The 26828-nt window shown below is 74.2% G+C and carries 22 protein-coding genes; 6 read left to right on the top strand and 16 right to left on the bottom strand.

Features of this window, described 5'->3' with window-relative positions; genetic code table 11:
* The first annotated feature begins 1 nt into the window (after position 1).
* From ACJ9NR_RS05180 to ACJ9NR_RS05195, 4 genes are all read left to right on the top strand, one after another.
* Complete coding sequence (locus ACJ9NR_RS05180; RefSeq protein ID WP_412489518.1) at positions 2–943, top strand: alpha/beta hydrolase; 942 nt, start codon at positions 2–4, stop codon at positions 941–943.
* A 122-nt stretch (positions 944–1065) separates the two neighbouring features.
* Entirely contained in the window at positions 1066–2277 is a 1212-nt protein-coding gene (locus ACJ9NR_RS05185) for a PucR family transcriptional regulator (protein ID WP_412489517.1), read from the top strand.
* 114 nt (positions 2278–2391) lie between these two features.
* A complete protein-coding gene (locus ACJ9NR_RS05190) occupies positions 2392–3045 on the top strand; it encodes a cutinase family protein (RefSeq protein WP_412489516.1) in 654 nt (217 codons plus the stop codon).
* 167 nt (positions 3046–3212) lie between these two features.
* The gene (locus ACJ9NR_RS05195) at positions 3213–3500 is read left to right on the top strand and encodes a metal-sensitive transcriptional regulator (protein WP_412489515.1); all 288 of its coding nucleotides are present in this window, start codon (positions 3213–3215) and stop codon (positions 3498–3500) included.
* 105 nt (positions 3501–3605) lie between these two features.
* Here the strand turns inward: ACJ9NR_RS05195 and ACJ9NR_RS05200 are convergent, their stop codons facing one another.
* From ACJ9NR_RS05200 to ACJ9NR_RS05215, 4 genes are all read right to left on the bottom strand, one after another.
* On the bottom strand, positions 3606–4043 hold the full coding sequence (locus tag ACJ9NR_RS05200) for a VOC family protein (RefSeq protein ID WP_412489514.1): 438 nt from the start codon (positions 4041–4043) through the stop codon (positions 3606–3608).
* A gap of 237 nt (positions 4044–4280) precedes the next feature.
* Positions 4281–5087 (bottom strand): dihydropteroate synthase, encoded by an 807-nt coding sequence (folP, locus tag ACJ9NR_RS05205; protein ID WP_412490508.1) that lies wholly within the window; start codon positions 5085–5087, stop codon positions 4281–4283.
* Between the two features lie 124 nt (positions 5088–5211).
* The gene (locus ACJ9NR_RS05210) at positions 5212–5592 is read right to left on the bottom strand and encodes a bifunctional 3-phenylpropionate/cinnamic acid dioxygenase ferredoxin subunit (protein ID WP_412489513.1); all 381 of its coding nucleotides are present in this window, start codon (positions 5590–5592) and stop codon (positions 5212–5214) included.
* A 139-nt stretch (positions 5593–5731) separates the two neighbouring features.
* A complete protein-coding gene (locus tag ACJ9NR_RS05215) occupies positions 5732–8215 on the bottom strand; it encodes a SpoIIE family protein phosphatase (protein ID WP_412489512.1) in 2484 nt (827 codons plus the stop codon).
* Between the two features lie 200 nt (positions 8216–8415).
* On the opposite strand from ACJ9NR_RS05215, the gene ACJ9NR_RS05220 reads away from it, so the two are divergent.
* Positions 8416–10482 (top strand): SpoIIE family protein phosphatase, encoded by a 2067-nt coding sequence (locus ACJ9NR_RS05220; RefSeq protein ID WP_412489511.1) that lies wholly within the window; start codon positions 8416–8418, stop codon positions 10480–10482.
* A 172-nt stretch (positions 10483–10654) separates the two neighbouring features.
* Here the strand turns inward: ACJ9NR_RS05220 and ACJ9NR_RS05225 are convergent, their stop codons facing one another.
* Positions 10655–11296, bottom strand: coding sequence for a DUF6629 family protein (locus tag ACJ9NR_RS05225; protein ID WP_412489510.1), 642 nt, complete (start codon positions 11294–11296; stop codon positions 10655–10657).
* Positions 11297–11572: 276 nt separating this feature from the next.
* Between ACJ9NR_RS05225 and ACJ9NR_RS05230 the strand changes: the two genes are divergently transcribed.
* Positions 11573–12946 carry an alpha-lytic protease prodomain-containing protein gene (locus ACJ9NR_RS05230; protein ID WP_412489509.1) on the top strand — a complete coding sequence of 458 codons (1374 nt, stop codon included), beginning with the start codon at positions 11573–11575 and terminating at the stop codon, positions 12944–12946.
* A gap of 68 nt (positions 12947–13014) precedes the next feature.
* On the opposite strand, the gene ACJ9NR_RS05235 is transcribed toward ACJ9NR_RS05230, so the two are convergent.
* From ACJ9NR_RS05235 to ACJ9NR_RS05285, 11 genes are all read right to left on the bottom strand, one after another.
* Positions 13015–14100: a serine hydrolase domain-containing protein gene (locus ACJ9NR_RS05235; RefSeq protein WP_412489508.1), complete on the bottom strand. Its 1086-nt coding sequence runs from the start codon at positions 14098–14100 to the stop codon at positions 13015–13017.
* Positions 14097–15017 (bottom strand): DUF6895 family protein, encoded by a 921-nt coding sequence (locus tag ACJ9NR_RS05240; protein WP_412489507.1) that lies wholly within the window; start codon positions 15015–15017, stop codon positions 14097–14099. Before ACJ9NR_RS05240 ends, ACJ9NR_RS05235 begins: the two co-directional genes overlap by 4 nt.
* On the bottom strand, positions 15014–16009 hold the full coding sequence (locus ACJ9NR_RS05245; RefSeq protein ID WP_412489506.1) for a DUF6895 family protein: 996 nt from the start codon (positions 16007–16009) through the stop codon (positions 15014–15016). Before ACJ9NR_RS05245 ends, ACJ9NR_RS05240 begins: the two co-directional genes overlap by 4 nt.
* Positions 16006–16707 (bottom strand): hypothetical protein, encoded by a 702-nt coding sequence (locus ACJ9NR_RS05250; protein WP_412489505.1) that lies wholly within the window; start codon positions 16705–16707, stop codon positions 16006–16008. The genes ACJ9NR_RS05245 and ACJ9NR_RS05250 overlap by 4 nt, the downstream gene beginning before the upstream one ends.
* Positions 16708–16729: 22 nt before the next feature.
* The gene (locus ACJ9NR_RS05255; protein WP_412489504.1) at positions 16730–16918 is read right to left on the bottom strand and encodes a hypothetical protein; all 189 of its coding nucleotides are present in this window, start codon (positions 16916–16918) and stop codon (positions 16730–16732) included.
* Positions 16919–17057: 139 nt separating this feature from the next.
* Positions 17058–17663: a sarcosine oxidase subunit gamma gene (locus ACJ9NR_RS05260; RefSeq protein ID WP_412489503.1), complete on the bottom strand. Its 606-nt coding sequence runs from the start codon at positions 17661–17663 to the stop codon at positions 17058–17060.
* Positions 17656–20817: a sarcosine oxidase subunit alpha family protein gene (locus ACJ9NR_RS05265; protein ID WP_412489502.1), complete on the bottom strand. Its 3162-nt coding sequence runs from the start codon at positions 20815–20817 to the stop codon at positions 17656–17658. The genes ACJ9NR_RS05260 and ACJ9NR_RS05265 overlap by 8 nt, the downstream gene beginning before the upstream one ends.
* Before the next feature lie 11 nt (positions 20818–20828).
* The gene (locus ACJ9NR_RS05270) at positions 20829–22061 is read right to left on the bottom strand and encodes a sarcosine oxidase subunit beta family protein (RefSeq protein ID WP_412489501.1); all 1233 of its coding nucleotides are present in this window, start codon (positions 22059–22061) and stop codon (positions 20829–20831) included.
* On the bottom strand, positions 22058–23353 hold the full coding sequence (gene glyA, locus ACJ9NR_RS05275) for a serine hydroxymethyltransferase (RefSeq protein WP_412489500.1): 1296 nt from the start codon (positions 23351–23353) through the stop codon (positions 22058–22060). The genes ACJ9NR_RS05270 and glyA overlap by 4 nt, the downstream gene beginning before the upstream one ends.
* Entirely contained in the window at positions 23350–24210 is an 861-nt protein-coding gene (locus ACJ9NR_RS05280; protein ID WP_412489499.1) for a bifunctional methylenetetrahydrofolate dehydrogenase/methenyltetrahydrofolate cyclohydrolase, read from the bottom strand. The genes glyA and ACJ9NR_RS05280 overlap by 4 nt, the downstream gene beginning before the upstream one ends.
* 37 nt (positions 24211–24247) lie before the next feature.
* Positions 24248–26686: a GcvT family protein gene (locus tag ACJ9NR_RS05285; RefSeq protein ID WP_412489498.1), complete on the bottom strand. Its 2439-nt coding sequence runs from the start codon at positions 26684–26686 to the stop codon at positions 24248–24250.
* Positions 26687–26828 lie beyond the last annotated feature (142 nt).

The following is a 26828-nucleotide window of genomic DNA, read 5'->3' on the forward strand; positions in this document are numbered from 1 at the left end:
CATGCCGCACAGCACCGCCGGAATCCCCCGGCGTACCGTCACCGGGGCAGCGGCCGTCACGGGGCTGGCCGCCCTGTTCGGCATCACGGCGGCCGGCCGGGCCCGGGCCGTCAGCCAGGTCGGCGCGCGCACCTTCGACGTGTCCGTGGCCTCGGCCGCGCTGGGCCGCAGCGCGCCGGTGCGGCTGATCCTGCCGTCGGACTTCGACACCGTGCCCGGCCGCACCTACCCCGTCCTCTACCTCCTGCACGGCGCCCACGACGACTACACGTCGTGGACCCGGGAGACGGACATCGAGGCCTTCACCGACGGCCTCGACCTGATCGTGGCCATGCCGGACGCGGGCCCGACCGGCATCCCCTCCGTCTGGCGCAGCGGCCCGGACTACGAGACCTTCCAGGTCCAGGAGGTCCCGGCGCTGCTCGCCCGCGACTACCGTGCCTCCGGTGTGCGGGCCGTCGCGGGCGTGTCCACCGGGGGCTACGGCGCGATGGCGCACGCGGCCCGCCATCCGGGGGCGTTCGCCGCCGCGGCCTCCTACAGCGGCATCCTCGACACCACGGCCCTCGGCGTACCGGCCCTGGTGGAGGCGATCGTGGCCCGCGAGAACCTCGCGCCCCACTCGCTGTGGGGCAGCCCGCTGCTCGACCTGCTCGTCTGGCACGACTTCAACCCGCGGGCCCGCGCCACCGGGCTGCGCGGCACCGCGCTGTACGTCTCCAGCGGCAGCGGTGTCGCCGGGGGCCTCGGCGACTGGCTGCCGGAGGCGCTCGAGAGTCTGCTGTGGCCGTCCGCGCACCGCTTCACCGGCACCCTCGACCTGCTCGGCATCCCGGTCACCACGCACTTCTACCCGGGAGGAGGACACAGCTGGGCGTACTGGAAGGGCGAGTTCGCCGCCTCGTGGCCGATGCTCGCCGGTGCGCTGGGGTTGCGGGAGTGATGTCGGTGCAGCCGGGGCACGGAACGGAGCGCAGGGGACGCCCGTCAGACCCAGGGCGTTCCCCCCGTCCCATGGGCGCCGGCCCGTGGGCGAGCCGGCTCCGGGGGAAAGGAGTGTCCGTCGTGGCCGTCCCCACCCCGCGCGGCGATCGCGGCGCCCCCGCGGTTCCCCCCGAGCTGGCCGAGCTGCTGTTCGCCCGGCTCGAGCGGGTCGCCGACGAGGTGGAGGAGGAGGTGCGCCGGCAGGTCCCCGAGTACGCGCGGCCCGCCGGCAGCACCTACCACCGCAACCTGCGGGCCGGGGTGGTCCAGGCGCTCACGCTGTTCGTCGACCACATCGCCGACCCCTGCGGCCAGGGGGCGGCGATCGCGGCGACGTACTACGGACTGGGCCGCGGCGAGGCTCTCGAGGGCCGCAGCCTGGACGCGCTGCAGTCGGCGCTGCGGGTGGGAGGTCTGCACGCCTGGCGGCTGATGAGCCGTACGGCGGAGGAGCTCGGTCTGGAGACGGCGGCCGTGGCGGCACTGGGTGAACTGGCGTTCCGGACGGTGCACGAGGTCGCGGAGGCGGCCGCCGCCGGGTACGCGGAGGCGCAGGCGCGCAGCGCGCACGAGCTGGACCGGCGCCGCAGGCGGCTGCTCGGCCTGCTGCTGGACGGGGGGCCGGTGTCGCCGGAGACGGTGCGGGACCTGGCGCACGCGGCGCGGTGGCGGGTGCCGCGGCACGTGGCCGTGGTGGCGCTGGCCGCCTCCGCGGACGCGTGCTTCGAGGGTCGGCTTCCCGCCATGCCGGGGGCGCTGGTGGACCTGGAGTCCCGGCCGCCGCGGCTGCTGGTGCCGGATCCGGAGGGCTCCGGACGGTTCGGCGGCCGGGCGCTCGCCCTGGGCCTGGGCGGCCGTCCGGCGGCGATCGGTCCGACGGTCCCGCTCGCCGAGGCCGCGCGGTCGCTGCGCTGGGCGGCACGGGCGCTGGGTCTGATGGGCCGCGGGGTCCTGCCCCGGCAGGGCGTGATCCGCTGTGCCGACCACCTCTCGACCCTGCTGCTCCACAGCGACGAGCCGCTGCTCGACCACCTCACCGCGCGGGCTCTCGCCCCCCTGGAGGCCGCCTCGGAGGGACAGCGCGCCCGGCTGGCCGAGACACTGCTGGCCTGGCTGCTCAGCGGCAGCAACGTCCCCGACGTCGCCGCCCGTCTGCACGTCCACCCGCAGACGGTCCGCTACCGCCTGCGCCAGCTGGAGAAACTCTTCGGGGAATCCCTGCACGACCCCGGAACCCGCCTGGACCTGATCCTCGCACTGCGCTGCACACCGTCACTCACGACGGAACAATGAGCGGCGGAATTTCTGAATTCCCGTTCATAACACCCCGCCAGGAAAGGCGAATACCTTCGGGTCATCCTTTTCCGCAGGCGCGTCGAGCGCCGCCCCACCCGCAAAGGATCCCCCATGCGTCATCGCCGAATCCGTCTGTGTCTCGCCGCGCTCTCAGTGGCCGTCGGCGGGACCGGCCTGGCCACCCTCCCCGTGTCCACCGCATCGGCCGCCACCTGCTCGGACATCGACGTCGTGGCGGCACGCGGCACCTTCGAGCCCGGCACGCTCGGCGTCATAGTGGGCGACCCCGTGTTCTCCGCTCTGCGGAAAAAGCTGAGCGGCGAGAACCTGTCCGGCTACGCCGTGAACTATCCCGCCGACCTTTCCCCGGCGTCGGCCGCCCGGGGGAACGCGGACCTGGTGAACCATGTGAGGGCGCAGGCGGCGTCCTGCCCCGGGCAGCGTTTCATTCTGGTCGGTTACTCGCAGGGCGCGAACGTCGTCGACAACTCGCTGGGAATCAGCAGTGACGGCGCGGTCGTCGGCAGCCCCATCGTGGCGACGATCCCCGCGGCACTCGAACCGAGGGTCGCCGCGGTGCTGCTGTTCGGAAACCCGATCCGGGCCCTCGGCCGAAGCGTCACCGGCACCTACCAGAGCCGTACGATCGACTTCTGCGCCAAGGGCGACCCCGTCTGCGAGAGCGGCGGAGGCGACGTGGCGGCGCACCTCGGCTACACCGCCGACGCCGACGCGGCGGCCTCGTTCGCGGCGGAGAAGGTCTGAGTTCGCGGCGGGGAAGGTCTGAGCGCCGCGCCTTTCCTGCCGCCTTCCTCCCGCCTTTCCTCTCGTCTCCCCAGGCCGCGACGCGACAGACGGCCACCCACGTTCGACTCCGGCCCGAATCGGGACGTACAGTACCCCTCCGGGTATGGGTCGATCGAGGAGTCGCCGTGGACATGGAGCTCGCGGGTGCGGAACTGAAGGCGGTGCTGAACCGGCTGCGTCGCGCCCAGGGCCAGATCGCCGGGGTGATCCGGATGATCGAGGAGGGACGCGACTGCGAGGAGGTCGTCACCCAGCTCGCGGCGGCCTCACGCGCCCTGGACCGGGCGGGTTTCGCCATCATCGCCACCGGCCTCCAGCAGTGCCTGACCGACGTGGAGACCGGCCGGAAGAACGGCGAGGGCGTCGACCAGATGCGCGCCCGGCTGGAGAAGCTGTTTCTGTCCCTGGCGTGAGGCGCCGGCGGCCGCACCCGGGTCGTCAGGCCGAGAGCGGTGCGCGGTGCGGGTCACCGGTCCCGTCGTCCGCGCCGGGAGAGGCGCGCCGGGCACCCTCCGCGTTCAGAGCAGACAGAACTCGTTGCCTTCCGGGTCCGCCATCACGATGTGATCGGGCCTGCCGTCCAGGACCTCCTCGCTGATCACGGAGGCGCCGGCGGCGGTCAGCCGCTCGGCCGCCGCCACCACGCGCGGCCACCGTTGCGCCCAGGGCGTCTCCCGGCCGCCGCCGACCTGCAGGTCGAGGTGCAGCCGGTTCTTCGTCACCTTCGGCTCCGGAACCCGCAGGAAGGAGATGTCGGGCCCCGCTCCGTCCGGATCGCTGAGGTACGCGCCGTCGTCCCACTCCTCCTCCGGGACGCCGTGACGGGCGAACCACTCCTGCCGGCTGCCGAACCCGGCGGGCGGCGGGCGCTCCGCGTAGCCCAGTGCCAGAGCCCAGAACGCGGCCAGTTCCACCGGTCGCGCGCAGTCGATCGTCACGGTCCACCTGGTCGCCACGCGAGCCTCCTCGGTCGGGTACGGCGACGCTACCGGCGGAGCCGCGCTCCGGGCCGGGACGACGACCGCCGCGCCGTCGGGCCGCACACCGTGGCGGCCCCGAGCGGCCACCGCGAGGGCGAGGTCACCGCGGCCCGCTGGGGCCCGCGGCCCGGCGTGCGCATCGCCGAGGCGCGGCCGAGCCCGCCGCCCGGGCCACGTCGGACCGGGTGCGGGACGGGCCGCCCCACGGCGTCCTCAGGCCGCCGCCCCCGCAGCCCAGCGGGCGGTCACCCGTACCGCGTCCAGCGTCGACGCCACGTCGTGCACGCGCAGGCACCAGGCGCCCTGGGCGGCGGCGAGGACGGAGACGGCGGTCGTCGCGGCGTCGCGCAAGGGCGCCGGGCGGGGTCGTCCCGTTGCCGGGTCCGCCAGCAGGCGGCCCAGGAAGGACTTGCGGGACGCGCCCACGAGGACGGGATGGCCCAGCGCCCGGACCTCGGCGAGGCGGCCGAGCAGCTCCCAGTTGTGCTCCGCCTCCTTGGCGAATCCCAGGCCGGGGTCGACGACCAGGCGGCCCGGCCGGATCCCTGCCCCCAGGGCGGCCTCGACCCGCCGGCGCAGCTCGTCGACCACGTCGGTGACGACGTCGCCGTAGACGGCGTTCGCCTGCATGCCGGCGGCGTGGCCGCGCCAGTGCATCAGGACGTACGGCATGCCCGCGCGCGCCATCAGCGGCAGCATCGCGGGGTCGGCGAGGCCGCCCGAGACGTCGTTGACCAGCCGTGCGCCCGCGTCGAGGGCGCGCGCGGCGACCTCGGCCCGCATGGTGTCGACGCTGACGGCGCCGCCCGCCGCGACCAGTTCCCGTACGACGGGCAGCACGCGGCGGAGTTCCTCCCCGACCGGCGGGCGTACCGCGCCGGGGCGGGTCGACTCCCCGCCGACGTCGACGAGGTCCGCTCCCTCCTCGAACAGGGCGAGCCCGTGCGCGACGGCCGCGTCGGCCGCGAAGCACCGCCCGCCGTCGGAGAAGGAGTCGGGCGTGACGTTCACGACGCCCATGACCAGCGTCCGGCCGGGCCGCGGAAGTCCGTCGGGGTGGAGTTCCGGCGTTCCCGGGGGCGTCGCCGTGGCGGCGCGGGCCGTGCCGATCACCGCGGCCGGACCTTCCGCGCCGCCGCGTGCGTCACGCCACCCCTCCGGCGGCCACCGCCGGGCCGAACCGGGCGGCGACACAGGCCGGCGGCAGGTTCGGCCGGGCGTCGGACAGCTCGACGTAGATCATGCCGTCCTCGACGAGGACCTGGTGGGTGCGGACGGGCAGCCGGGCCGGCGGGGCGTCCACGCTGCCGGTGCGCAGGTCGAACTTCGAGGCGTGCAGCGGGCATTCCACCTCGCACCCCTCCAGCCAGCCGTCGGCGAGCGAGGCGTCCTGGTGGGTGCAGGTGTCGTCGATCGCGTAGAGCTCGCCGTCCTCGGTGCGGAAGACGGAGACCGGCGGTTCGCACTCCATGCGGAACGCCTCGCCCTGCGGCAGGTCGGCAAGAGGGCACGCGGGAATCTTCATGACCACCTCGGTGCGTAATATGAAACGACATGCGCTTGGCGCAACGTCAGTTTGGGGGCGCACCCCCTCCCTGTCAAGGAGTCGGCACGGCGGTGCGACGGCGGCCCGGACCCGCCGGGGCGAAGCGGCAGTACAGGGGCTAGTGAGCCGGATCCGGGATCTCCTGCTCGGCCCAGATGATCTTTCCCTCGGACGTGTGGCGGGCGCCCCAGCGGCCGGTGAGCTGGGCCACCAGGAACAGGCCGCGGCCGCCCTCGTCGGTGCTGCGGGCGTGCCGCAGCCGCGGGGCCGTGCTGCTGCCGTCGGCGACCTCGCAGGTCAGCCGGGCGTCGCGGAGGAGACGGAGCCGGATGGGCGGCTCGGCGTAGCGGATCGCGTTGGTGACGAGTTCGCTGACCACGAGTTCCGTCGTCATGGCCAGGTCGTCCAGGCCCCACGCCGCCATCTGGCGGGTCGCCCGCGCACGGATGTCGGCCACGGCGGACGGGTCCGCGGGCACGTCCCAGGAGGCGACGCGGTCCTCACCCAGGATGTGCGTACGGGCCAGCAGCAGGGCGATGTCGTCGGGCTGCGGCACGGGCACCAGCTGCCGCACCGCGGAGGCGCACAGTGTGGCGGGGTCGGCGCGGGAGCCGGCCAGCAGGCCGGCCAGCCGGGACATGCCGCGCTCCATGTCGCCGTCGGCGCCCTCGATCAGGCCGTCGGTGTAGAGACCGAGCAGGCTGTTCTCGCCGAGCTCGACCTCGGTGGCCTCGAACGCCATTCCTCCCAACCCCAGCGGGGGCCCGGCCGGGGGTTCTGGGAAAGACACCTGCCCATCCGGTGCGACGACGACCGGAGGCGGATGCCCGGCCCGGGCCATCGTGCACCGCCCGGTGACGGGGTCGTAGACGGCGTACAGGCAGGTCGCCCCGAGGAAGGCCGCCGTGCTGCGCCGGGCCGCCTCGTCGTCGGCCTGCTCGGCGCTCAGCCGGAGCACCAGGTCGTCGAGGTGGGCCAGCAGTTCGTCGGGGGGCAGCTCCATGTCGGCCAGGGTCTGCACCGCGGTGCGCAGCCGGCCCATGGTCGCCGCGGCGGAGATGCCGTGCCCCACCACGTCCCCGACGACCAGGCCCACCCGCGCCCCGGACAGCGGGATGACGTCGAACCAGTCGCCGCCCACCCCGCCGGTCGGGTCGGCCGGCAGATAGGCGGAGGCCACCTCCAGCGCGGTCCCCCCGGTCAGCGCGTGCGGCAGCAGACTGCGCTGCAGGGTCACGGCGGCCGTGTGCTCCCGGGTGTAGCGGCGGGCGTTGTCCACGCACAGCGCCGCGCGCGCCACCAGCTCCCGGGCCAGCAGGACGTCGTCGGGCTGGAAGGAGACCGGGTTGAGCGAGCGCAGGAACGTGGTGATGCCCAGGGCGGTGTTGCGCGCCCGCATCGGCACCGAGATGAGGGAGTGCAGGCCGAACCGGCGCACCCGCTCGGCTCGTTCGGGCTCCTCGGCGACCCACTCGGGGGCGGACGGATCGAGCACCGGGATGAGGATCGGCTCGCCGCCGACCAGCAGCTGCAGGTCGTGCGTCGGCGGCAGGAAGCCCGCGCGGTCGCCGACCCGCACCACGGCCTCCGGGCAGCCCTCGCGCACCGAGCTCATGCCGGCGCGGCGCAGCACCGGCCGGTCGGACGCCGGCCCGGCGTCGGTGAGCCACGCGCCGTGCCCCTCGGTGCTGAGGACCGGCTCCAGGAGGTCCACGACGACGAAGTCCGCGAACCGGGGCACGGCGAAGTCGGCGAGTTCCTGTGCCGTGCGCATCACGTCGAGCGTCGTACCGACGCAGGTCCCGGCCTCGTTGACCAGCGTCAGCAGCCGGCGCGCGGTCCACCGCTCGGTGACGTCCTGGACCAGGTAGCAGACCCCGGTGATGGCGTCCGCCGCGTCCACCAGGGGGAAGAACGACGTGGAGTAGGCGTGCTGGCGGCGGGGGTCGGCCCAGCTCCAGCCCAGGTACTCGTAGTCGGTGACCGGGACACCGGTCTCCAGGACCTTGCGCATCAGGCCCTCGATGGCGGCCGCCTGCAGACCGGGCAGCAGCTCGCTCAGGCGGCGCCCCAGCCGCTGCTCACGGGGCACGCCGCCGAACCGCTCCAGGGTGTCGTTGAGCCATACGTAGCGCAGCTCCAGGTCCATCACGGCCATGCCGACCGGGGAGCGGGTCAGGAATCCGTCGAGCACGGACCGGCCCACGGTCCACTGCGGCTTCTCCTCACGCGCCGAGAGCAGGAAGCACTCCTCGGCGCCGACCCGGAACGACGCGGAGACGCGCAGGTCGACGTCGACCGGGCGGCCGTCGGCGTGCCGCAGGGCGGCCAGGCCGTTCCAGCCCACGCCGGCCCGGCACCGCTCCACCACCGCGGCCACCCGCGCCGGGTCCCGGTCCATCGCCAGCAGGCGGGCGGCGGGGCCGCCGACCACGTCGGACGCCGGGAGGCCGAGCAGGGCCTCGGCGCCCCGGGTCCAGCCGATCACGGCACCACCGGCGGACACGATCGCCGCCGCGTCGCTGGACGCGTCGAGGAGATCGCGCGGTTCCGCGGGCGGCGGCCCGCCGGACGCTTCTCGCGCAGGGTCCATGGATGCCATCCGGTTCCGTTCGCTACAGCACCATGGTCCTGCTACTCCGCCCGATGTGCACGGCCCCGGCCGGGAGCCCGCCGGGCACCCTCCGCTTCCGCTCCGCCCGGACCGGGGGCAGCATGGAAGCAGCACTGCTCGGACCCGGGTGCCCGGCGACGCCGGAAGGCCGCGCCGGATGCCGCGGACGCGGCGGAGGTGGGTGCGGGATGACGGCCGATTCATTCCGGTCCGGCGGTGGGAGCCGAGGCTCCGGGGAGCCTGCGCCCACCGGCCTGCTGGACGTCCTGAGCGTGTCCGCGGTGGTCGTCGACGCCGGTGGGCGCGTCGTGTTCTGGACCCCGCAGGCCGAGGAGCTGTTCGGATACACCGCCGAGGAGGCGCTGGGCACCTACGCGGCCCGCCTGTTCATCCACCCCGAGCATCTGCAGGCCGTGGTCGAGCTGTTCACGGAGGTGCTGCGGACCGGCCGGAGCTGGGCGGGCGCCTTCCCGATCCGGCACAAGGACGGCAGCACCCGGCTGATGGAGTTCCGCAACATGCGGCTCCAGGACGACCTCGGTGACGTCTACGCGCTCGGGATCGCCGCCGACCACAACCTGCTCCAGCGTGTCGAGACCGATCTGGCCCTGTGCGAGCGGCTGATCAACCAGTCCCCGATCGGTCTGGCCCTCATGGACCCGGACCTGCGCTACCTCCTGGTCAACCCGGCGCTGGCCCGCATCGACGGCATCCCCGCCGAGGACCACGTGGGCCACCGCCTGCGCGAGACCCTGCCGTTGCCGGACGTCGGCACCATCGAGTCCGCGCTGCGCCAGGTGCTCACCACCGGCACCCCGCTGCTCGACCAGTACCACGTGGGCTGTCCGCCGGCCGACCCCGAGCACGAGCACGCCTGGTCGCTGTCCTTCTACCGGCTGGAGGACCCCGGCGGGCGGGTCCTGGGCGCGGCCGCCTCCGTCGTCGACGTCACCGAGCGGCACCGCGCGGCCGCCGAGGCCGACCGGGCCCGGCGCCGGCTCGCCCTCGTCGCCGACGCCTCGGTGCGCGTGGGCACCACGCTCGAGGTGGAGGAGACGGCCCGCGAACTGGCCGAGATCGCGGTGCCGCGGCTCGCCGACGTGGTCGCCGTGGACATCCTCGACTCGGCCCTTGCCTGCCGCCGCTCGCGCAGGCCCGACGACGGCCCGGAGCTCTTCCGCGCCCTCGCCCTGAAGGCGGCCCACCCGACCGTGGCGCTGCGCGCCGCCGACCCGCCCGGCGGCCTCGCCGCCTACGACGGGGACCGCCTGGTCACGCTGTGCGTGCACTCCGGGCGGCCGGTCCTGGTGCGCCACGTCGGCGACCGGGACCTGCCGCGCATCGCCCGGGACCCCGAGGCCGGCTCGCTGCTGGCCCGGGCCGGCGTCCACTCCTATCTCGCCGTGCCGCTGATCGCCCACGGCGAGGTGCTCGGCGCCCTCGACCTCAAGCGGACCCGCAACCCGCTCCCGTTCGACGACGACGACGTCGTCCTCGCCGCCGAGCTGGCCGGCCGCGCGGCCGTGGCCATCGACAACGCCCGCTGGTTCCAGAGCGTGCGCAACACCGCCCTCACGCTGCAGCGCAGCCTGCTGCCCGACCACCCGCCCGAGCACTCGGGCCTGGAGCTCGCCTCCCGCTACCAGCCCGCCCAGGCCACCAGCGAGGTCGGCGGCGACTGGTACGACGTCATCCCGCTCAGCGACGACAAGACGGCCCTGGTCGTCGGCGACGTCATGGGCAACGGCATCGACGCGGCCGCCACCATGGGCCGGCTGCGCACCGCCACCTGCGCCTACGCGGACCTCGACCTCGCGCCCGGCGCCGTGCTCCAGCACCTCGACAAGATCACCTGCGACCTGGAGCACTACATCGTCACCTGCCTGTACGCGGTCTACGACCCGCGCACCCGGCGGTGCCACATCGCCAACGCCGGGCACATGCCGCCCGCGCTGGCCGGCCCGGACCGCCCCGCGGAACTGCTCGACCTGCCGCCCGCCGCCCCGCTCGGTGTCGGCGGCATCCCCTTCGGGACCACCACGGTCCGGCTCGGCCCCGGCGACCTGCTGGTCCTCTACACCGACGGCCTCGTCGAGACCCGGCAGCACTCCCTCGACGACCGGCTGGACGTCCTGCTGAGCTTCCTCGACGAGCCGGGACGCCCACTGGAGCAGACCTGCGACCTGCTCCTGCACGGCCTGCGCCACCCCGACGACCACGACGACGTCGCCCTCCTCGTCGCCCGGACGCTGTAGGCGACGGACCGGCGGCGGGTTCGCCCCCGAGCCGGCGTGAGCAGCACGCAGTCCGCGTTCGACGGACCGAGCGGGCCGGCGGCCGCGCCCATGTCGGGGCGCCCGGGCCGAGCCGGCAGCGGAAACCGGGGGCGACGCCGGGGCTGATCGCGGAGTCGGCCCTTCGCAGCGTTCACGCGGATTCGGCGTGACACCGGCTGCCCGCGGGCGCGCGCCGGATCACCCAGCCGAACACCGTCACCGAGCACACCGCTGCGAAGGCGCACCAGGTCGAGACGAACTCCAGCCGCCACAGCGCCCAGCAGACCAGCGCGCCCACCGCGACCAGGAGGCCGAGGCCCCGCAGCCGGCCGTCGCCGCTCAGCAGCAGCGCGCCGACGGTGGCCAGCAGGTAGCCCGCGACCAGCACCTCCCCGTGCGGCAGTCCGATGACGTAGCCGACGGTGTGTCCGCGGATCTCGGCCCGGACCGTGCGGGTGGCGATGGTGTACGCCAGCACGGCGGCGGTCAGCACACCGGACACCAGCGGGACGGCCAGCCGTCTCCGGCCGGACGGCGCGACGGCGCACAGCACGGCCACCGGCATCCACACCGCCAGTAGGGGCAGGGCGATCACGGTCCAGGCGACGGTGGCCCATCCGGTGCCGCCGCCGGCCTGCCAGACCCGGGCCTCGACCAGCTGGTGCGCGCCGAGCAGCAACGGCAGCGCGGCGAGCGGGAGGTCCCCGCTCCGCCGCGCCCGCGCCACACAGGCCACACCGACGCAGGCGATCGCCGAACCCGCCACGAGATCAGCCGTCGCACTCCAGCACATGACACAACCATGTCACCGCGTCCGGGCGGTTCATGCCTGCCACGGGGTGACCATGCGCCACGTCACAGCGGACCGGCCGCGGCCGTGCGCGCCGCGGCCGGCACGGCAGGCGGCGCGGGCCGGATGCCGCCGGCCCCCTCGCAGTACTGCACATGCCGCCTCCCGCGTCCCCCAAAGCGCGAAAGAGCCCCTCCCTTGACATCGTTCCGGGTCATTGCGGCAAGGCCGCCTACGGATTCGCCACCGTCTCACCCCTTCCAGAAGGAGGTACACCGCATGGTCGGCAGACATGCCGTGGGCGCGCGCCGCGCCGCCCTCACCGCGCTCGGCGCTCTCGTACTCACCACAGTCCCGTCCGCCGCCGCGGCCCCACCGCCACCCGCGCCGGGACCCGCGCACCTCTCCGCCCGGACACTGGGCGCCGACCGGCCACCGGCCCAGGTGCTGCGCGCCATGGAGCGCGATCTGGGGCTCACGCGGTCCCAGGCGAGGGCCCGGCTGGTCGACGAGGCCGAGGCCGGCACCCGTGCGGGCCGCCTCCGCAACGCTCTGGGCGGGCACTTCGCCGGTGCCTGGGTGAGCGGGGCGACGTCTGCCGAGCTCACCGTCGCCACCACCCACGCGGCGGACACGGCCGCGATCCGGGCGGAGGGCGCGAAGGCGGTGGTCGTCAGGACGCCGCTGAGCACGCTGCAGGCGCTCAAGGAGCGGCTGGACGCCGCCGCCGGTCACCCCCGCAGCCGCGACACACCGGTGTGGTACGTGGACGTGCCCTCCAACCGGGTCGTCGTCCAGGCGACCAAGCGGTCGGCGGCCACGGCCTTCATCAAGGCCGCGGGACTCCAAGGGCGGGGCGTGGCGGTCCGGGTCACGGCGGACCGGCCCGAGCTGAGGACGGACCTCGTCGGCGGTGACGCCTACTACATCAACGACAGCGCCCGCTGCTCGATCGGATTCTCCGTCACCAAGGGCTCCACGCAGGGCTTCGCCTCCGCGGGGCACTGCGGCACCCCCGGTGACAGCACCAAGGGCTACGACAAGGCCGACCAGGGCACGTTCAAGGCGTCCACCTTCCCCGGCAAGGACATGTCCTGGGTGAGCGTCAACAGCAAGTGGACCGCCACGCCCGACTACAAGGGGAAGGGCGGCAAGCGGGCCCAGGTCGCCGGCTCCGTCCAGGCGCTCGTCGGATCGTCGGTGTGCCGCTCCGGCTCCACCTCGGGCTGGCACTGCGGCACCATCCAGCAGCTGGGCGCGACCGTCCAGTACGCGGAGGGCACGGTCGCCGGCCTGACCCGGACGAACGTGTGCTCCGAACCGGGTGACTCCGGGGGCCCGTTCGTCTCCGGCACCCAGGCCCAGGGCACCACCTCGGGCGGTTCGGGCGACTGCACGAGCGGCGGGACCACCTTCTTCCAGCCGGTCAACCCGATCCTCAGCGACTTCGGCCTCACGCTGAAGACCGCCCAGGCCGGCGCGCAGGCCCCGCAGGACAACGCCGCGGCGGACGCGTGGGCCCCCGGCCGGGTCTACGAGGCCGGGCAGACCGTCACCCACGCCGGTGTGCGCTACCAGTGCCTGCAGACCCACCAGGCACAGCCGGCGTGGTCGCCGGACGCGACTCCGGCCCTGTGGCAGCGGCTGCAGTAGGCGCGTCCTGACGGTGCGGGGGCGGCACGGCCCCCGCACCGTCCGCCGTTCTCGTGCCTGTTGCGGCACTAGTCCTCGGCGAGGAGCTCGTAGGCGGCGGTGACGAAGGGGTCGGCGGCCCGGAAGCGGCGCGTGCAGACCGCGGCCAGGGCCGTGCCGGTGCCGGGCCTGAAACCGAGGAACGCCTGCTGGCCGAGGGTGGCCCCGCAGTGGAAGTACATCGGCCCGCCATCGGCGGGGTGCCGGAACCACGCCATGGTGTGCACGTGCCGGTGCCCCGGCCCCCGTCGCAGCACCGGCGTGCGCACCGAGCGCAGCGCGCCGGGCAGGGAGGTGCCGGAGGGGTCGAGGTGGGCCTCGAGGAAGGTGAGCAGATCGTGCGGGGTGGCCCGCAGCGCCCCCGCCGCCTGGAAGCCGCCGGCGTCGAAGGCCGGCACCGGCGTACGGCCGTCCTTGCCGTGGCCCACGGCGTCGACGTCCGGCCCGGTGGCCCGCGGGGCGGTGCCGCTCAGGGCCAGCGGACGCAGGACCTGGTCGGTGAGCAGGTCCTCCCAGGCCGTGCCGGTGGCCGCCGCGACGGCGTGACCGAGCACCGCGACACCGAAGTTGGAGTACCGCCACCGGGTGCCGGGCCGGTGCCGCGGGCGGCGGCGCAGGAAGGCGTCGATCACCCGGGCGGCCGGGTAGCGGGCGTAGGGCGCGGTGTGCCGGGCGGGCAGGGCCCGCAGGTGGAAGTCGGGCGGCAGGGCGGGCAGCCCGGACGTGTGGGTGAGCAGGTGGGCGAGCGTCACCGGGGACGCTTCCGCGCGCCGGGCCGGGTCCAGGCAGACGGTGGCCGGCTCGCCGCCGGTCAGCGGCCCGCACCGGATCAGCTGCGCCAGCAGCAGTCCGGTGAACGTCTTGGAGGCGGAGCCGAGTTCGTAGCGCAGGTGCTCGCGGGGGACCGGCGGGGGCGGGGCGGTGCCGCCGCGGTGGAGGGTCCGGCGGCCGTGCCGGGAGAGGGCGAAGACGGCGTCGGGCGCGTCGGCCGCCTCCACGGCCGCCGTCAGCCGCTGGTGCACCTCCTCCTCGGCGCCGGCCGCGGCGCAGCCGTCCGCACGGAAATCCTCCTCGTCGTGCGGGTCGCCGGGCCAGGGCGTGCTCGGGCCGCTCATGAGGGGGCGTGCGCCAGTTCGGTCAGGGCGCGGGAGGTGGCCAGGGTCGAGGCGAAGGCGGCGACCAGCGTGGGGTGGTAGACGATGTCGAACACCTCGTCGGGCCCGCCGTCGGGCATGCCGCGTACGGCGGGCATGGCGCCGTCGGGCTGCTGCGCGGCGGCGAAGGCCCGCCAGGCCCGCTCGTCGAGCGTCGGGCGGGGCAGGCAGGCGTCGACGACGAGGAGTTCGCCGAGCAGGTCCCAGCGTTCCAGGTCCAGCCAGTCGTCGATCCAGACCGGCAGCCAGGTGGCGAGGTACCCGGCGATGTGCGGCGGCAGGCCCTCGGGGCGCTCTCCCCAGTCGGTGAGGTGGAACACCGCGTGCGTGATGTCGTAGGCGGTGTGCCCGCCGACCGTCCAGGGCTCGGGGGTGCGGCCCAGCCAGGTCGAGCCGACGAGGTCGGCCTCCGGCGGGCGGGGGGTGAGGCCGTAGCGGCGCTGGAAGGCGGCGAGGCCGAGGCGGCGGGTCGGGTGCAGTTCGAGGGCCGCGTAGCCGCTGAGCCGGTGGTGCAGGGCGCAGGTGCGCTCCACCTCGGGCTCGCGGTAACCGAGTTCCCGGTACGGCAGGTACACCTCGAAGGGGATGGGTGAGAGCGGCTCGACGCGCTGGCCGCGCACCAGCATGCGTCCGCCGTCCAGGGAGTCCCGCCAGGTGTGGTCCACCAAGCGGCGGGCCAGTTCGGCCTGTTGCGATCCGGCGACGCCCTCGCGGAACAGTACCCGGCAGATCAGAGCGAGTTCACCGATCGGCTTGAACCGCTGCAGGAAGCCCACCTCGGGATCGGCGCCGGGTTCCAGACGGAAGCCGTCGCGCCGCGCCCACAGCCACTCGAGGGCGCGGGCGCCGACGGTGTGCAGCACACGGGTGTCGGTCATCCGGGAACTCCTCCCCCGTACCGGGTCCGTGTCTCTGCCGCGCGCGGGCCCGGGCGGTCGGGGCCGCGGGTGAGCCGGTCGGCGCTCAGGGCCGCGGCGAAGGCCGCCATGAGCGTCGAGTGGTAGCAGTGGACGAAGCCCGGGTCGGGGTCCGCAGCGGTGTCGCGCGCGGGGTCGGGCGCGGTCAGCGGGACCGCGCCTGAGTCGTGCTGGGCGTGCACGAGCCGCGCCCAGGCGTCCCGCAGCAGGGCCGTGTCGGTCGGTCGGGGCAGGCTCGCGGCGACGATCAGGAGCTCGCAGCCGAGGTCCCACAGCCCGGCGTCCAGGCAGGTGTCGAGCCACGGCGGCAGCCAGTCGGAGAGGTAGTCGGCGAGGTCGGCGGGGACGTCCTCCTCGCGGCGGCCCCAGTCGGTGAGGTGGAAGACGACGTGCGTGAGCGCGTACCCGGCGGCCCGCTCGAAGGCCCACGGTTCCGGCAGACCGCCGAGCCAGGTGCGGCGCAGGGCGTGCGCCACCCGCTCCTGCCGGTGGATGCCGCTGCGCCGCTCGGCGTTGAGCAGTCCCAGCCGGCGGGTCGGCTCCTGCTCGGTGAGGCGCCAGCCCCGGGTGCGGGCCACCGTGGCGGCGGCCGCCTCGTAGCCGGCGTGCCGGAACCCGGCGCCGGCGAAGACCGAGTACACCTCCAGCGGGTACGTCGCGAACGGCTCCAGCTCCTGCAGGCGCAGGAACAGCTCGCCCCGGCCCGTCTGCCGCCAGGCGAAGGCCAGGAGGTCCGAGGCGCACGCGTGCAGCGGGTCCGACCGGGGGGTGCGGCGGCGCACGCCCACGCAGGTCTGCGCCAGTTCCCCGAGCGGTTTCCAGGTGAGGTCGACGGGTCCTTCGGCGGTGAACGCCTCCTCGCCGAGCGCGAAGTCGGCGCGGTGCTCGCCGGTCCAGGCGAGCGCGGCGGCCGCCACGCCCCGTATCCTCTCCACGTCCGCAGCGGCCGTCATACGGGCGCTCCGGCCCGGCGCGCCGCCCGGGCCGCCGCCAGCTGGAGGGCCACCCGCGGGTCGCCGCCGCCCATCAGGTCCACGAAGTCCAGGCCGCCGTCCAGACCGAGCGTGTCCGGCACTCCGTCCAGCAGGGTCAGCCAGCGGCCGGCCCCCGCGGCCTGCAGCCAGTCCCTGCGGCGCACGGCCCGCACGAAGCCGCGTGCGACGTCGACGGGGCGGCTTCGGGCGGCGCGGGCCACCGCGCAGTCCTCTGCCACCGCCGCGAGCGGGGCCAGGACGGCGAGTTGGTGCGTCAGTGACTGCCAGGTGGCGCCGCCGAGCCAGCCGGCGTCGGGTTCGGCGTCCTGCCCGGCCCGGTCGGACCCGGCCCGGTCGAACCGGTGCAGTGTGCGTCGCATGGCCCAGTGGCTCCACACGACGGCGGGCGCCGCGTCGGAGCGGGGCGGGAAGGCCTGCACGGCCTGCCGGAATGCCTCCAGCGTGTCGGGGAGCGGCGGGGTACCGGTGAGGACGTGCGGCAGCAGCAGGTCCGCTCCCAGTACGCGGACGGCCGCGGCGGCGAGGCCGGCCCCGGGGCCGTCCGCCACGCCGCCGGACAGCCGCACGTGGCCCCCACCCCGGAGGACGGAGACCACGTCCGACGAGAGGTCCTGCACCGCACCCTGCAGGAGGGCGGATGTGCCTGACTGCTCCATCGAGCTGCTCCTGTCGGCTCGGTCAGCCCTTCTTCGGGCGTGGGGCCGGCGGGGAGAGCAGCAGTGAGGTGGTGCCGGAGGTCAGCGCGAGCGCGGCGCACTCGCGGCTGTCGCGGTAGACACCGTCGGGCTCGGCCGGGTCGAGGGCCGCTTCGATGTCCGCGCTCCCGATCCCCGTGAACTCCTCGACCGTCCTGTCCGTGGAAGGCATACGACCATCTCCTCTGGGTGTACGAACAGCCTTCGCCACTCAGGTGACCATATGCGCACAAAGCATGCAAACTTCCACAAAAGAAGCATTTGTCACTTCTTCAACAACGGGCCCGCGGCAGGAGCCCGCGGCAGGTGTCTCACCCCAGGTACTCGGTCGCCGCGTCCAGCAGCCAGTCCGCGAGATAGCCCGCGAAGGACGAGCGCACCAGCACCCAGAACCCCGCCCGGGGCTCGTCCCGGGCGACCAGGACGACCTGGGTGCGGCCCAGCGTCGTCTGCGCGCAGCGCCCGGCGCCGAAGGCGCGCGGGTGCAGGTCGAGCGAGCAGCCGTGGGCCAGCAGGTCGCGGGCCCGGGGGCCCGCGACGAGCAGCGTGGTGCGCTGGGCGGAGACGTCGGTGACGGAGACCGGCTCGTCCCCGGCGGCCTCCCGGACGCGGGCCTCCAGGTCGGCCTGGCTGCCGGGCGGGCCCACCAGGAGCCATTCGTCCGGCCCGAGCCGGAGCGCGGCCCGCTCCCCCGCCCGTACGGCGGTGCCGGGTTCGAGGGGCAGTTGCAGACCGAGCGCGAGACCGGCCGCGTCCGCCGCGGGCCCCTTGGCGTCGAGGCGGACGTTCACCTGGGCCAGGAACGGCACTTCGGCCAGCCGGACCGCGCCCCGGGAGGTGCGGGTCGCGGCGGCCAGGCGGCCGGCGTCACGCGCCAGGGGGCTGCGGGCCGGGGCGGAAAGAGCGGTGTCAGCCATCGCGGCGGGCTCCCTCGGGGTCGAAGAGGACGGGGCCGGCGACGGTCACCGGGACCAGCCGGTCGCCCACGGGTGCGTACAGCCGCTCGCCGATGCGGTCCCGGCCGCCCTTGACCAGGGCGAGCGCGAAGGTCCGGCCGAGGGCGGCGCTGCGGTAGCTGGAGGTGACGTGGCCGAGCATCGGCACGGGCGGGGCGGGCAGCACGTCGCAGGTCACCAGCTGGGTGCCCTCGGGCAGGAGGGTGCCGGGTTCCTCGGGAACCAGGCCGACCAGGTGCTTGCGGTCGGGACGGGCGGTGTCGGCGCGGGCGAAGGAGCGCTTGCCGATGAAGTCGCGCTTCTTCTTCGACACCGCCCAGCCCATGCCGAGGTCCTGCGGGGTGACCGTGCCGTCGGTGTCCTGGCCGACGATCGGATAGCCCTTCTCGGCGCGCAGGACGTGCATGGTCTCCGTGCCGTACGGGGTGATGCCGTACGGGGCGCCCGCCTCGCGCAGCGCCTCCCACAGGGCGAGCGCGTGCCACGGCGACACGTTGATCTCGTAGGCGAGTTCGCCGGAGAAGCTGATCCGGCAGACCCGGGCGTCGATGCCCGCGACGGCCGTCTCGCGCCATGCCATGAACGGGAAGTCGTCGTTGGCGACGGCGAGCCGGGGCGCCAGGGAGGCGAGGACCGCTCGGGACTTCGGGCCGACGAGGGCGACGGTGGCCCACTGTTCGGTGACGGACGTGCAGTGCACCCGCAGCTGCGGCCACTCGGTCTGCAGCCATTCCTCCATCCAGTCCAGTACGGCCGCCGCGTTGCCCGTGGTCGTGGTGACCAGGAAGCGGTCCGGGGCGAGGCGGATGACGGTGCCGTCGTCGAAGACCATGCCGTCCGGGCGGCACATCACGCCGTAGCGGATCATGCCGACCTTCAGGGTGCTGATCATGTTGGTGTACAGCAGGTCGAGGAAGGCGGCCGCGTCCGGCCCCTGTACGTCGATCTTGCCGAGCGTGGAGGCGTCCATGAACGCGACGCCCTCGCGCGCGGCGGCGCACTCGCGCAGCACGGCGGACTCCATGTCCTCGCCGTCCCGCGGGTAGTACCAGGGGCGCTTCCACTGGCCGACGTTCTCGAACCGGGCGCCGTGCGCGACATGCCACTCATGCAGGGCCGTCGTGCGGACCGGGTCGCTCAGCGCGCCGCGGTCGCGGCCGGCCAGCGCGGCGAACGACACCGGTGTGTACGGCGGCCGGAAGGTGGTCGTGCCGATCGCGGAGACGTCCACGCCGAGCAGTTCGGCGACCACGCCGGCGGCCAGGACGCCGGAGGTCTTGCCCTGGTCGTTGGCCGTGCCGGCCGTGGTGTAGCGCTTGGTGTGCTCGACCGAGCGCAGGCCGGCGCCGGTGGCGCGCGCCAGGTCGTCGACGGTGACGTCGCGCTGAAGGTCCACGAAGCGCGGGGCGCCCTCGCGGCCGGGCACGGTGAAGACCTGCATGGGCGGCGTCGGCCGCGGCTGTGCGGGCACGGCCGGGAGGACGGGCGCCTGGCAGCCGTAGCCCTCGGCCCCGAGCGCGCGGGCGGCGGCCGCCGCGCCCTCGGCCAGCGCCCCGGCCAGGTCGAAGACACCGTTCGCGCTGCCCGCGACCTCCACGGCCTGCCGGCAGGCGCCGGGCACGAAGGTGCCGAGCGCCGCGTCGTGGCGGAGCTTGCCGCCCGCCTGGCTGAACAGGTGCGCCGCCGGGTTCCAGCCGCCGGAGACCAGGAGGAGATCGGCGGCGAACTCCCGCTCCGCTCCGGCTCCTGTGTACGGGGCGACGGTCACGGAGGTCAGGCGCGCCCCGCCGTCCGTGCCGGTCACGGCATGCCCGGCCAGCACCTCGATGCCCGCCTGCCGGGCACGCTCGGCCCAGTCTCCCGGTTCGGCACGGGTGTCGACGACCGCCGCGACCTCCGCGCCGGCCGCGGCGAGGTCCAGTGCGGCGGCGTAGGCGCTGTCGTTGGTGGTGAAGACGACGGCGCGGCGGCCGGGGAGCACGCCGTACCGGTTGACGTAGGTGCGGGCCGAGGCGGCCAGCATCACGCCCGGGCGGTCGTTGTCCGCGAAGGCCAGCGAGCGCTCGTGGGCGCCGGTGGCGAGCACCACGCGGCGGGCGCGGATGCGGTGCACCCGTTCGCGGGAGACGCCGGCCGGGGCACCGGCGCCGAGGTGGTTGGTGCGGCGCTCGACGGCGAGGAGGTGGTTGTCGTCGTAATAGCCGAAGACGGTGGTGCGGCGCAGCACACGGACGTCCGCCGCCGTCTGGAGCTCCCTGGCCGTCTCGCCCACCCAGTCCAGGAGTTCGCCGGTGCCGAGGAGGCTGCCGCCGAGGTCCGGCTGGTCGTCGGCGAGGATGACGCGGGCGCCGGTGCGTGCCGCGGCGCCGGCGGCGGCGAGGCCGGCCGGGCCCGCGCCGACGATCAGCAGGTCGCAGTGTTCGTGCACGGCGTCGTAGCGGCACGGGTCCGGTTCGGTGGCGAGGCGGCCCTGGCCGGGGAGGCTGCTCGCCACGAGGCCGTCGTAGAGCTCCACGGTCGTCGCGGGGAGCATCGGTTCGGGGAAGGGTTCCTCGATCTGGACGACGGCGTTGGGTTCCTCCGCGCCAGCGGAGAAGATGCCTCGGGGACGGCCGAGTCTGATGCTGGTCGCTGTCGCGACGACTCCGTTGGCGAGCAGGGCGGAGGCGAGGGTGTCGCCCTCGCGGCCCTCGTACGCGATGCCGTCGAAGGTGAACGCCAGGGTGCGCCCGTGGCGCCGTAGGGGCTTCGCCCCCGGACTCCCGGTCGGTCCTGGACGTGAGCGGGCCTCGTCCCCGGACGCCGGACGGGCCGGCCGTACCGGATCCGGCTCGCGGGGCGGCGTCTGTGGCCGCGGCTCGCCCGAGCGGTACACCGTCAGCACCTCGTTGGTCGACGTGTCGCGCACGGCGTTGAACCAGCGGCGGCAGCCGGAGGTGTGGTTCCAGCGTTCGGCGAAGGGGCCCTTGGGGTTGTCGCGGAAGAAGAGGTAGCGGGCCCACTCCTCGTCGGTGAGGGCCGACGGGTCCTCGGGATACGGCACGTGGGCCTGGCCGCCGTAGTGGAACTCGGCCTCGTCACGGGGCCCGCACCACGGGCAGGGGATGAGCAGCATGGTTCGGCTCCCTAGTGGGCCACCGCGGCGGCGCCGTGCTCGTCGACGAGCGCGCCGGTGGTGAAACGGTCGAGCGAGAAGGGGGCGTTGAGCGGGTGGGGGCTGTCGTGGGCGATGGTGTGGGCGTAGACCCAGCCGACGCCCGGGGTGGCCTTGAAACCGCCCGTGCCCCAGCCGCAGTTGAGGTAGAGGTTGTCGACGGGGCTGAGGCCGACGATGGGCGAGGCGTCGGGGCTGACGTCGACGATGCCGCCCCAGGTGCGCAGCACGTGGGCCCGGGCGAAGACCGGGAAGAGCTCCAGGGCCGCGGACATCTGGTCCTCGATGATGTGGAAGGCCCCGCGCTGCGTGTACGAGTTGTACGCGTCGATGCCCGCGCCCATCACCAGCTCGCCCTTGTGCGCCTGGCTGACGTACACGTGGACCGCGTTGGACATGACGACCGTCGGGTGCACGGGCTCCAGGAGTTCGGAGACCAGGGCCTGCAACGGGTGGCTCTGCAGGGGGAGCTCGACGCCCGCCATGGCGGCGAGGACCGAGGTGTGGCCCGCCGAGCACAGGGCCACCTTGCCCGCCGCGATCGGGCCCTGGTTCGTCCGCACGCCGACCACCCGGTTGCCGGCCAGTTCCAGGCCGGTGACCTCGCAGTTCTGGATGATGTCGATGCCGGCGGCGTCCGCCGAGCGGGCCAGGCCCCAGGCCACGTGGTCGTGCTTGGCGATGCCCGCGCGCGGCTGGTAGGTGGCGCCGAGCACCGGATAGCGCACGTCCTGGGAGATGTTGACGATCGGGCAGACTTCCTTGACCCGCTCGGCGTCCAGGTACTCCGCGTCCACGCCGTTGAGCCGGTTGGCCTCGACGCGGCGCACGCTGTCGCGGACGTCCTGGAGGCTGTGGGCCAGGTTCAGCACGCCGCGCTGGGAGAAGAGGATCGGGTAGTCGAGTTCCTCCGTCAGGCCCTCCCAGAGCTTGAGGGCGTGCTCGTAGATGCCGGCGCTCTCGTCCCAGAGGTAGTTGGAGCGGATGATCGTGGTGTTGCGGGCCATGTTGCCGCCCGCCAGCCAGCCCTTCTCCAGCACGGCGACATCGGTGATGCCGTGGTTCCTGGCGAGGTAGTGGGCGGTGGCCAGGCCGTGCCCTCCGCCGCCGACGATCACGACGTCGTAGGAGCGCTTCGGCTCGGGCGTGCGCCAGAGGAAGTCGGGGTGTTCGGGGAGGTCGGCGCCTGGAGTGCGCTGGCTCATCGGGTGTCTCCGGCTTCTGCTGCTGCCTGTGACAGGTGCGGGTAGAGCGGGTGCTCGGCGGCCAGGGCCCGTGTGCGGGCGCGCAGGCCCGTGATGTCGGGTCCGGGCCCGAGCGCCGACGCGATCACGTCGGCGACCTCGGCGAAGTCCTCCTCGGTGAAGCCGCGGGTGGCCAGCGCGGGGGTGCCGACGCGCAGGCCCGAGGTGACCATGGGCGGGCGCGGGTCGAAGGGCACGGCGTTGCGGTTGACGGTGATGCCGATCTCGTGCAGGAGGTCCTCCGCCCGGCGGCCGTCGAGGGCCGAGTCGCGCAGGTCGACCAGGACCAGGTGGACGTCCGTGCCGCCGGTCAGGACCTTCACCCCGGCGGCGGCCGTGCCGGGCCGCGTGAGGCGCTCGGCGAGGATGCGGGCGCCGGCCAGGGTGCGTGCCTGGCGCTCCGCGAACTCCGGTGACGCGGCGACCTTGAAGGAGACCGCCTTGGCGGCGATGACGTGCTCCAGCGGACCGCCCTGCATGCCGGGGAAGACCGCCGAGTTGATCCTCTTGGCGAGATCCGCATCGTCGGTGAGGATCACGCCGCCGCGCGGGCCGCCGAGCGTCTTGTGCGTCGTCGTGGTGGTCACGTGGGCGTGCGGCACGGGGTTCGGGTGCAGTCCGGCCGCGACCAGGCCCGCGAAGTGCGCCATGTCGACCATGAGGAGGGCGCCGACCTCGTCGGCGATCCGGCGGAAGGCCGCGAAGTCCAGCTGCCTGGGGTACGCCGACCAGCCCGCGATGATCATCTTGGGGCGGTGCTCCTTGGCGAGGCGCTCCACCTCGTCCATGTCGACGAGGTTGTCCGTCTCGGACACGTGGTACGGCACCACGTTCAGCATCCTGCCGCTGTAGTTGATGCGCATGCCGTGGGTGAGGTGGCCGCCGTGCGCGAGGTCAAGGCCGAGGATCGTGTCGCCGGGGCGCAGCAGCGCGAAGAACACGGCGGTGTTGGCCTGGGCGCCCGAGTGCGGCTGGACGTTGGCGAAGCCCGCCCCGAACAGGGACTTGACCCGCTCGATCGCCAGGCGCTCGGTGACGTCGACGTGTTCGCAGCCGCCGTAGTAGCGGCGGCCGGGGTAGCCCTCGGCGTACTTGTTGGTCGCGACCGAGCCCTGCGCCTCCAGCACGGCGGTGGGGGCGAAGTTCTCGGAGGCGATCATCTCCAGGGTGGACTGCTGGCGGTGCAGTTCGGCGCGCAGCGCCGCGTGGACCTCCGGGTCCAGCTCGGCCAGCGGGGTGTTCAGCGCGTTCATAGGGCGTTCGCGTTCCTCTCGGCGGCCTCGACGACGTTGGCGAGCAGCATGGCCCGGGTCATGGGGCCCACTCCCCCGGGCATCGGGGCGAGCCGTCCGGCGACCGCGGCGCACTCCGGGTGCACGTCGCCGACCAGCCCCTGCCCGGTACGGGTGATGCCGACGTCCAGGACGGCCGCGCCGGGGCGCAGCATGTCCTTGGTGATCAGTCCGGGCGAACCGGCGGCCGCGACGACGACGTCCGCCTCGCGCACGTGCCAGGACAGGCCCTTGGTCCCGGTGTGGCAGAGCGTCACGGTGGCGTTCTCCGACCTGCGGGTGAGCAGGAGGCCGATGGGGCGGCCGACCGTGATGCCGCGTCCGATCACGGTCACCCGGGCGCCCGTGAGGGGCACGTGGTGGCGGCGCAGCAGTTCCACGATGCCGCGCGGGGTGCACGGCAGCGGCGCCTCGACGCCGAGGACGAGCCGGCCGAGGTTCACGGGGTGCAGGCCGTCGGCGTCCTTGGCCGGGTCCATGCGTTCCAGTACGGCGCTCGCGTCCAGGTGTCGGGGCAGCGGCAGCTGGACGATGTAGCCGGTGCAGGCGGGGTCGGCGTTGAGGTCGTCGATGACGTCCTCGACCTGGCGCTGCGAGGCGTCGGCGGGCAGGTCCCGGCGGATGGAGGCGATGCCCACCTGCGCGCAGTCCCGGTGCTTGCCGCCGACGTAGGCGCGGCTGCCGGGGTCGTCGCCGACCAGTACCGTGCCGAGCCCCGGGACGCGGCCGGTGGTGGCCGCCAGCTTGGCCACGCGCTCGGCGAGTTCGCTGCGGATGTCGGCGGCGGTCGCCTTGCCGTCGAGGAGTTGTGCGGTCACCGGTGGTGTTCCTTCCCTCGGATTCGACGCGGGCGGGTCAGCCGCGCAGACGGGACATGCTCGGGTCGAACAACGGCTCCTCGGCCACGACCGCCTCGATCCGCCGGTCGAAGTAGCCGATCCGCACGCGGTTTCCGGGGACGGCGGCCTCGGCGGGCAACCACGCGTAGGCGATGCCCTTGCCGATGGTGTAGCCGTACGCCGCGCTGGTGACGTAGCCGACCGCGCGCTCACCGTCGTAGACCGGCTCCTTGCCCATCACGACCGACCGTGGGTCGTCGATGGTGAGGCAGGTGAGGCGGCGCCGCACGTTCTCCTTGCGGCGCTCCAGCGCGGCCTTGCCGATGAAGTCGCCCTTGTCGAGCTTGACGGCGAAGCCGACGCCGGCCTCGTAGGGGTCGTGCTCGTACGTCATGTCGGTGCCGAAGGAGCGGTAGCCCTTCTCCAGGCGGAGGCTGTTGAAGGCGCCGCGCCCGGCGATGATGCCGCCGAGCGGCCGCGCGGCCCGCCAGAGGGTGTCCCACAGCTTCAGGCCCTGGTCGGCGGTGGTGTAGAGCTCCCAGCCGAGTTCGCCGACGTAGGACAGGCGCATCGCGGTCACCGGCACCGAGCCGATGTGGGCGCGCTTGGCGCGGAAGTACTTCAGGCCGTCGTTCGAGAAGTCCTCGTCCGCCAGCGGCTGAAGCACCCTGCGGGCCAGCGGGCCCCACAGGCCGACGCAGCAGGTGCCGGGGGTGATGTCCCGCACCTGCACGCCGCCCCCGGCGGGCAGGTGGCGGGTGAACCAGTCCAGGTCGAGGTTGCCGTTGGCGCCGACCTGGAAGAGGTCCCGGCCCAGCCGGGCCACCGTGATGTCGCTGCGGATGCCGCCGTCGTGGTCGAGCAGCAGGGTGTACGTCACCGAGCCGACCGACTTGGCGACCTTTCCGGTGACCAGGCCCTCCAGGAAGCCGGCGGCGCCCGGGCCGCTCACCTCCAGGCGCTTGAGGGCGGTCATGTCGTACATCGCGACGGTCTCGCGGGTGACCTGCGCCTCGGCACCGACGACGGGCGACCAGTACCGCGCGGCCCAGTCGCCGGGCGTGGGGATCGAGCGGCCCTCCACCAGCGGTGCGTTGGCCTCGTACCACTGCGGGCGCTCCCAGCCGTTCGCCTCCAGGAAGAAGGCGCCGTGCTCCTGCTGGCGGGGGTGGAAGGGGCTGGTGCGGATCGGGCGCGGGTCGCCGGAGGGCTGCAGCGGGTGCAGGATGTCGTAGACCTCGACGAAGTTCTGGCAGTCGCGGGCCAGCACGTACTCCGGCGCGAGCTGGTGCGGCTCGAAGCGGTTGACGTCGCACTCGTGCAGGTCGAAGGAGGAGCAGTGGCCGTCGACCAGCCATTCGGCGACGGCCCGGCCGACGCCCGCGGAGTGGGTGACCCAGACCGCCTCGGCGACCCAGAAGCCCTCGACGTCCGGGGACGGGCCGAGCAGCGGGAAGTTGTCGGTGGTGAAGGAGAACAGGCCGTTGATGCCCTCCTCGATCTTCGCCTCCCGGGTGGCCGGGAGCAGTGACTGGGTCTCGGTCCAGGCGGGTGCGAAGTCCTCCTCGGTGAACGTCAGCACCGAGGGCATCTCCTCCGCCTCGTCGAAGGAGCGGATCTCCTCGGCGGTGACGGGCATCGGGCGGTGGCCGTAGTAGCCGATGCCGAAGCCGTCGAAGCGGTCGCGGTAGTAGAGGTCGGCGTCCTGGTGGCGCAGGATCGGGCGCACGGCCTCCTCGGTCTGGCCCGCGAGTGCCGGGACCGGGCCGGTCCAGGCGAGCTGGTGGGCGAGCGGGGTCAGCGGGAGGTTCATGCCGGCCATGCGGGCGATCTTCGGGCCCCAGATGCCGGCGCAGCACACGACGATGTCGGCGTCGAGCTCGCCCTGGTCGGTGACGACGCCGGTGACGCGGCCGTCCTCCTGGCGGATGTCGAGGACCTCGTGGCGGGCGAGGAAGCGCACGCCGCGCGCGGTGGCCCGGCGGATCTGCGCCTCGACCGCGAGGACCGCCTTGGCGAGGCCGTCCGTGGGCACCAGGAGGCCGCCGAGGATCCGGTCGCGGTCGACCAGCGGGTGCTGCTCGACGCACTCCTCGGGGGTGAGCAGCCGCGCCTCGACGCCCCAGGCGGTGATCCAGCCGTGGCGGCGGCGCAGTTCCGCCAGGCGCTCCGGGCCGGTCGCCACCTCGAGCCCGCCGACCTGGAGGAAGCAGGGCTCGCCGTCGACGTCGAGGGAGCAGAACTTCTCGACCGTGTAGCGGGCCAGCTCGGTCATGGTCTTGGAGGAGTTGGTCTGGAAGACCAGGCCCGGTGCGTGCGAGGTGGATCCTCCCGTGGCGGGCAGCGGGCCCTGGTCGACCACGGTCACTTCGGTCCAGCCTCGCGCGGAGACCTCGTCCGCGAGCGCCGCTCCCACGACACCCGCTCCGATGATCACCACTCGGGGTCCCGCCATCGCCGCACCTCCGGAGTCAAAACCAGCTAGTTGCTTTGTGCGCAACATGATTCAGGTTGCGCAACTCAATGTGCCCGTCGCCGGGTGGGGTGTCAAGGGGTCCGTGACGTCGGAAAACGGACCGGAACGGCGCCCGGAGCAC

The sequence above is a fragment of the Streptomyces sediminimaris genome (assembly GCF_047049295.1).
Taxonomy (GTDB): Bacteria; Actinomycetota; Actinomycetes; order Streptomycetales; family Streptomycetaceae; genus Streptomyces; species Streptomyces sediminimaris.

Coding starts and splice junctions, on each gene's coding strand:
- ACJ9NR_RS05180 (WP_412489518.1), top strand. CDS start 2: ATGCCGCACAGCACCGCCGGAATCCCCCGGCGTACCGTCACCGGGGCA.
- ACJ9NR_RS05190 (WP_412489516.1), top strand. CDS start 2,392: ATGCGTCATCGCCGAATCCGTCTGTGTCTCGCCGCGCTCTCAGTGGCC.
- folP (WP_412490508.1), bottom strand. CDS start 5,087: ATGGGCGTCGTGAACGTCACGCCCGACTCCTTCTCCGACGGCGGGCGG.
- ACJ9NR_RS05210 (WP_412489513.1), bottom strand. CDS start 5,592: ATGAAGATTCCCGCGTGCCCTCTTGCCGACCTGCCGCAGGGCGAGGCG.
- ACJ9NR_RS05215 (WP_412489512.1), bottom strand. CDS start 8,215: ATGGCATCCATGGACCCTGCGCGAGAAGCGTCCGGCGGGCCGCCGCCC.
- ACJ9NR_RS05220 (WP_412489511.1), top strand. CDS start 8,416: ATGACGGCCGATTCATTCCGGTCCGGCGGTGGGAGCCGAGGCTCCGGG.
- ACJ9NR_RS05225 (WP_412489510.1), bottom strand. CDS start 11,296: ATGTGCTGGAGTGCGACGGCTGATCTCGTGGCGGGTTCGGCGATCGCC.
- ACJ9NR_RS05230 (WP_412489509.1), top strand. CDS start 11,573: ATGGTCGGCAGACATGCCGTGGGCGCGCGCCGCGCCGCCCTCACCGCG.
- ACJ9NR_RS05235 (WP_412489508.1), bottom strand. CDS start 14,100: ATGAGCGGCCCGAGCACGCCCTGGCCCGGCGACCCGCACGACGAGGAG.
- ACJ9NR_RS05240 (WP_412489507.1), bottom strand. CDS start 15,017: ATGACCGACACCCGTGTGCTGCACACCGTCGGCGCCCGCGCCCTCGAG.
- ACJ9NR_RS05245 (WP_412489506.1), bottom strand. CDS start 16,009: ATGACGGCCGCTGCGGACGTGGAGAGGATACGGGGCGTGGCGGCCGCC.
- ACJ9NR_RS05250 (WP_412489505.1), bottom strand. CDS start 16,707: ATGGAGCAGTCAGGCACATCCGCCCTCCTGCAGGGTGCGGTGCAGGAC.
- ACJ9NR_RS05255 (WP_412489504.1), bottom strand. CDS start 16,918: ATGCCTTCCACGGACAGGACGGTCGAGGAGTTCACGGGGATCGGGAGC.
- ACJ9NR_RS05260 (WP_412489503.1), bottom strand. CDS start 17,663: ATGGCTGACACCGCTCTTTCCGCCCCGGCCCGCAGCCCCCTGGCGCGT.
- ACJ9NR_RS05265 (WP_412489502.1), bottom strand. CDS start 20,817: ATGCTGCTCATCCCCTGCCCGTGGTGCGGGCCCCGTGACGAGGCCGAG.
- ACJ9NR_RS05270 (WP_412489501.1), bottom strand. CDS start 22,061: ATGAGCCAGCGCACTCCAGGCGCCGACCTCCCCGAACACCCCGACTTC.
- glyA (WP_412489500.1), bottom strand. CDS start 23,353: ATGAACGCGCTGAACACCCCGCTGGCCGAGCTGGACCCGGAGGTCCAC.
- ACJ9NR_RS05285 (WP_412489498.1), bottom strand. CDS start 26,686: ATGGCGGGACCCCGAGTGGTGATCATCGGAGCGGGTGTCGTGGGAGCG.